The sequence below is a fragment of the Neobacillus niacini genome, from assembly GCF_036961885.1.
Taxonomy (GTDB): Bacteria; Bacillota; Bacilli; order Bacillales; family Cytobacillaceae; genus Neobacillus; species Neobacillus niacini_H.
On sequence record NZ_JBALNQ010000013.1, the window covers coordinates 12,795 to 18,388 of the forward strand.

Genomic DNA, 5,594 nt, shown 5'->3' on the forward strand with positions numbered 1-5,594 from the left:
CTGTAGCGCAAATCAACAGTCAAGTTTAACACAGCCCTTATCTTATAAAATTATTTATAACAATAATTTGAAAACTTATGTTTTATTGTTATTCACATGTGGATAAGTTAAAATAATACGTGAACATTATTCGCCTGTGGATAATTAGTAACATTGTTTCTGGTTTTTCAGACACGTATAGATGTGGTATTCTACTAATTTGGAGTAAAATTATTTGTTTTTCAGGGCTTCGTACCTAAAGAATGTTTTTTAAATAGATAAAAGAGTGGTGAGAGTAATGGAATTTGATACGATAGCTGCCATATCGACACCGATGGGTGAGGGAGCCATTGCAATTGTACGATTGAGTGGCGATGATTCCATTAAAATCGCGGATCAAATTTTTCGAAGCATCGGCGGTAAAAGGTTAACAGAGGTACCTTCACATACGATCCATTATGGACATTTGATTGATCCTAAGAAGGAACAAGTGGTCGAAGAAGTAATGATTTCGGTCATGAAGGGACCAAAGACTTTTACAAAAGAGGATGTTGTTGAAATAAATTGTCACGGTGGAATTGTTTCTGTTAATCGGGTATTGCAGCATGTGTTAGCCTATGGAGCAAGACTAGCTGAACCGGGGGAATTCACAAAACGGGCGTTTTTAAATGGACGGATTGATTTATCACAAGCAGAAGCAGTAATGGATTTAATTAGAGCAAAAACAGACCGAGCGATGAATGTGGCCCTAGGACAAATGGAAGGTCGATTATCTAACTTAATTAGAAGACTTCGCCAGGAAATGCTAGAGATACTCGCACATGTTGAGGTAAATATAGATTATCCAGAATATGATGATGTTGAAGAGATGACTCATAAAATGTTATTGGAAAAAGCCTCTTATGTCCGAGATGAGTTACAGAAACTGCTACAAACATCGCAGCAAGGGAAAATTTTGCGTGAAGGTCTGTCAACAGTTATTGTCGGACGTCCAAATGTCGGAAAATCTTCGTTATTAAATAGTCTTGTCCAAGAAAATAAAGCGATTGTCACGGATATTCCTGGGACAACCCGTGATGTCATTGAGGAATATGTCAATGTTCGCGGCGTGCCGCTAAGACTGCTAGATACTGCGGGTATAAGAGAGACGGAAGATATTGTTGAACGCATTGGGGTAGAAAGGTCTCGACAAGTTTTAAAAGAAGCAGATTTAATCTTGTTAGTGTTAAATTATGCTGAGCAATTTTCACAAGAGGACGAAAACCTTTTTGAAGCTGTTAAAGGAATGGATGTTATTGTTATTGTCAATAAGACAGACCTCACGCAGCAAATTGATATGGAACGCGTAAAGGAATTGGCCGCGAGGCATAAAATTGTCACAACCTCATTATTAGAGGATCGTGGTATTGATGAGTTAGAGGAAGCAATTTCCTCCTTATTCTTTGCAGGGTCAATTGATGCTGGCGATATGACCTATTTATCGAACAGTCGTCACATTGCTTTGATCGGACAAAGTTTGCATACGATAGAAGAAGCGATTAGTGGAGTTGAAATGGGAACTCCTATAGATATTGTACAAATAGATATTACTAGAACGTGGGAACTGCTTGGTGAAGTCATTGGTGAAAGTGTTCACGAAAGCCTCATTGACCAGCTATTCTCACAATTTTGTTTAGGAAAATAAGAAAAGCGGAAGCGCCTCGTTCAGCCCCGACAAGCACTAGAGGGCCAAGCGGAGAAGTCGCGCTCTTTGACTTCTTCGCTTGGACCGAAGTGACCTCGAGGGGTTAGGTGCTGCAGCTAGACAATAAGAAAAGTTGGTGAAATGAAATGTCATACGAAGCAGGTAATTTTGACGTTGTGGTCATCGGTGCCGGTCATGCTGGCTGTGAGGCCGGCCTCGCGGCTGCACGAATGGGTGCAAACACATTAATGCTTACGATTAACCTTGATATGGTTGCCTTTATGCCATGCAACCCATCGATTGGCGGGCCCGCAAAAGGGATCGTTGTCCGGGAAATAGACGCCCTTGGTGGAGAAATGGGTAAAAACATTGATAAAACACATATTCAAATGAGAATGTTGAATACGGGGAAGGGCCCTGCAGTTCGCGCATTACGTGCCCAGGCTGATAAAGTTGATTATCAGAGTGAAATGAAAAATACGATTGAGAATACACCCAATTTAACGCTCCTTCAAGGAATGGTAGAACGATTAATCGTTGAAGATGGAATAGTGGTCGGGGTTATTACAAAAACAGGAGCTATTTACCGTGCAAAGACAGTCGTCATTACGACTGGTACGTATCTTCGTGGAGAAATTATCCTCGGAGAATTGAAGTATTCAAGCGGTCCCAACAACCAACAGCCATCCATCCAATTATCTGAGCATTTAGAGGAACTTGGTTTTGAGTTGGTTCGTTTTAAGACAGGAACTCCGCCGCGGGTCAACAGTAATACGATTGATTACAGCAAAACAGAAATTCAGCCCGGTGATGAAGAGCCGAGATCGTTCTCATATGAAACAACAAAGTATATTACTGATCAGCTCCCATGCTGGTTAACATACACAAATGAACAAACACATACATTGATTGACCAAAACCTCCATCGTTCACCGATGTATTCGGGAATGATTAAAGGAACGGGTCCGCGTTACTGTCCGTCGATTGAAGATAAAGTGGTCCGATTTAATGATAAACCGCGCCACCAAATCTTCCTTGAGCCAGAAGGCAGAAAAACACAAGAAGTTTATGTACAAGGATTATCAACCAGTCTTCCGGAAGATGTTCAACAACAACTCATCAAAACCGTTCCAGGATTGGAAAATGCACAAATGATGAGGGCTGGATACGCGATTGAGTACGATGCTATTAATCCGACACAGCTTTGGCCAACACTTGAAACAAAGTTGGTAAAAAACCTCTTTACTGCTGGTCAAATAAATGGGACCTCAGGATACGAAGAAGCGGCTGGTCAAGGTATTATGGCTGGAATTAATGCTGGACGGAGTGCATTAGAAAGAGATCCATTAATTCTTAGCCGTTCAGATGCCTATATAGGTGTGTTAATAGACGATTTAATTACCAAAGGAACAACTGAACCGTACCGATTATTAACTTCAAGAGCAGAATACCGTCTTCTTTTGCGTCATGATAATGCCGACTTAAGATTAACGGATATCGGTCATTCCATTGGACTTATACCAGAGGAGCGTCATCAAAGATTTTTAGCAAAAAAGGCAGCTGTTGAGGCGGAGAAAGAAAGACTTTCAACCGTTAGATTAAAACCTACACCAGAAGTTCAAGACCTAATTAGAAGCATGGGCGGCAGTGAGCTTAAGGATGGAATCCTTGCAGCCGATTTATTAAAACGACCTGAAATGACCTATAACCACATTGAAAGCTTGATTCCTAGTAACGTGGAATTAGATCCAGATATTAAGGAACAAGTCGAAATTCAAATTAAGTATGAAGGATATATTGAAAAATCACTTCAGCAAGTTGAACGCTTAAAGAAAATGGAGAATAAGAAAATTCCTGAAAATATTGATTATGACTCAATATCCGGGCTTGCAAATGAAGCGAAGCAAAATTTAAAACAAATCAAACCATTATCTCTTGCTCAGGCTTCGAGGATCTCTGGTGTAAACCCAGCTGATATTTCGATTCTCCTTATATATTTAGAACAAGGAAGAGTGGCTCGGACGAGTAATCCATAATAAAAGAGGAAGTTTTGCAGATGAACACCGAACAATTTAAAGCTATGCTTCTTGAGAAGGGAATTTCCCTTAGCGATAAGCAGTTAGATCAATTCGATAAATATTTTCATACCTTGGTTGAGTGGAATGAAAAAATGAACCTTACCGCAATTACTGATCAACGTGATGTTTATTTAAAACATTTCTATGATTCCATCTCTGCTGCGTTTTATTTTGATTTCTCGCAGCCACTTCATCTTTGTGATGTCGGGGCAGGTGCGGGATTTCCAAGTATTCCATTAAAAATTGTCTTTCCGCATTTAGAGGTGACCATCGTTGACTCCCTAAATAAGCGAATTTCTTTTTTAAATCATTTAGCCAATGTATTAAAATTGGAAAATGTGCATTTCATTCACGACCGCGCTGAAACTTTCGGCGTTAATCTAGCACACAGAGAATCCTATGACCTCGTCACGGCTAGAGCGGTTGCTAGAATGTCCGTTCTTAGTGAGCTTTGCCTGCCGCTTGTAAAAGTTGGAGGGTACTTTGTCGCAATGAAGGCAGCTCATGCAAATGATGAGCTTGCAGTGGGTAACAAGGCAATTACAACCCTAGGGGGAAAACTAGAGCAAATGTTTACATTCACTTTGCCGATGGAAGAAAGCGAAAGAAATATTCTTGTCATTAAAAAGGAAAAACAAACGCCGAAAAGGTACCCTCGTAAGCCAGGAACACCTGGAAAAATGCCGATTGAATAATTCAAGCAAATGGAAGAATTTATTTGTTTAAATAAAATTAGCAGGAAGAAAACTGTTTGACAGCGAATACGTAAATAGGGAGTTTCGTAAAGGTGGTGTTGGGGATGAAGAATTCGTTTTCACGCTTTTTTGGCCTCGGCGAAAAGGGAGATCAAAAGGTTGAGTTTGAAAAGGAACTTGATAAAGAGCTAGAACTAGAGCTAGATGTTGTAAAAAATGAAGAGATTAAAAGGATTCCGATTGATCGTATTGTTCCAAATCGTTTTCAGCCTCGAACCGTATTTGATGATGAAAAAATAGAGGAATTATCACGAACCATTCATACGCACGGAATCATTCAACCGATTGTCGTTAGACAGTTTGAGGGAAGCTATGAAATAATTGCCGGGGAACGCCGCTTTCGTGCAATGAAGAAGCTTGGCTGGGATGAGGCTCCAGCAATTATAAAAAATTATTCAGACACAGAAACGGCTTCAGTTGCGTTAATTGAAAATTTACAGCGGGAAGAGCTATCGCCGATTGAAGAGGCCATTGCTTATGGAAAGCTGCTCGAGCTCCATAACTTAACGCAAGAAGCTCTTGCTCAACGGCTTGGAAAAGGCCAGTCGACCGTTGCCAATAAGCTCAGGCTTTTAAAGCTGCCACAGCCTATCCAAGATTCCTTGTTAAATAAGGAAATTACTGAGCGGCATGCCCGATCACTTATTCCGCTTAAAGATCCAGTGAAGCAGGTAGCTCTTTTACAAGACATAATTGAAAAAAACTTAAATGTTAAGCAAACAGAGGATCGAGTTGCTCGGCTGCTCGAAGAAAAGAATCAAAAACCACAGCCAAAAAGAAAAGCCTTCAGCAAGGATATGAGAATTGCTGTAAACACCATTCGGCAATCATTAACCATGGTAATAGATAACGGAATTAATCTCGATGCCACTGAAGAAGAATTTGAAGAGTACTATCAATTTACAATAAAAATTCCAAAGAAAAAATAAAATACTTGCAAATAGAGCCAGACTTACTCGTAGTTTGGTTTTTATTTTTGTGTCATAGATTTTTTTTTTGTAAGGTTTTATTAATGGAGACTGATGATTTTAGAACCGGTTGATTGGAGCGAAAGGTGCTCGACTCCTGCGGGATGTACGAGCTGAGTGAGACCCCGCA

General features: G+C 40.2%; 4 protein-coding genes. All 4 read left to right on the forward strand.

The window, feature by feature from the left end; all coding sequences use genetic code 11:
• Positions 1 to 277 precede the first annotated feature (277 nt).
• The 4 genes from mnmE to noc all read left to right on the forward strand — a co-directional run bounded on the left by mnmE (position 278) and on the right by noc (position 5,425).
• Positions 278 to 1,663, forward strand: a complete 1,386-nt coding sequence (gene mnmE / locus V7124_RS07540; protein ID WP_335414863.1) for a tRNA uridine-5-carboxymethylaminomethyl(34) synthesis GTPase MnmE — start codon at positions 278 to 280, stop codon at positions 1,661 to 1,663.
• 146 nt (positions 1,664 to 1,809) lie between these two features.
• Complete coding sequence (gene mnmG / locus V7124_RS07545) at positions 1,810 to 3,699, forward strand: tRNA uridine-5-carboxymethylaminomethyl(34) synthesis enzyme MnmG (protein ID WP_335414864.1); 1,890 nt, start codon at positions 1,810 to 1,812, stop codon at positions 3,697 to 3,699.
• A gap of 20 nt (positions 3,700 to 3,719) precedes the next feature.
• Entirely contained in the window at positions 3,720 to 4,436 is a 717-nt protein-coding gene (gene rsmG, locus V7124_RS07550; protein ID WP_335487647.1) for a 16S rRNA (guanine(527)-N(7))-methyltransferase RsmG, read from the forward strand.
• 104 nt (positions 4,437 to 4,540) lie between these two features.
• Positions 4,541 to 5,425 carry a nucleoid occlusion protein gene (noc, locus tag V7124_RS07555; protein WP_335487650.1) on the forward strand — a complete coding sequence of 295 codons (885 nt, stop codon included), beginning with the start codon at positions 4,541 to 4,543 and terminating at the stop codon, positions 5,423 to 5,425.
• Positions 5,426 to 5,594: the final 169 nt, after the last annotated feature.

Coding starts and splice junctions, on each gene's coding strand:
- mnmE (WP_335414863.1), top strand. CDS start 278: ATGGAATTTGATACGATAGCTGCCATATCGACACCGATGGGTGAGGGA.
- mnmG (WP_335414864.1), top strand. CDS start 1,810: ATGTCATACGAAGCAGGTAATTTTGACGTTGTGGTCATCGGTGCCGGT.
- rsmG (WP_335487647.1), top strand. CDS start 3,720: ATGAACACCGAACAATTTAAAGCTATGCTTCTTGAGAAGGGAATTTCC.
- noc (WP_335487650.1), top strand. CDS start 4,541: ATGAAGAATTCGTTTTCACGCTTTTTTGGCCTCGGCGAAAAGGGAGAT.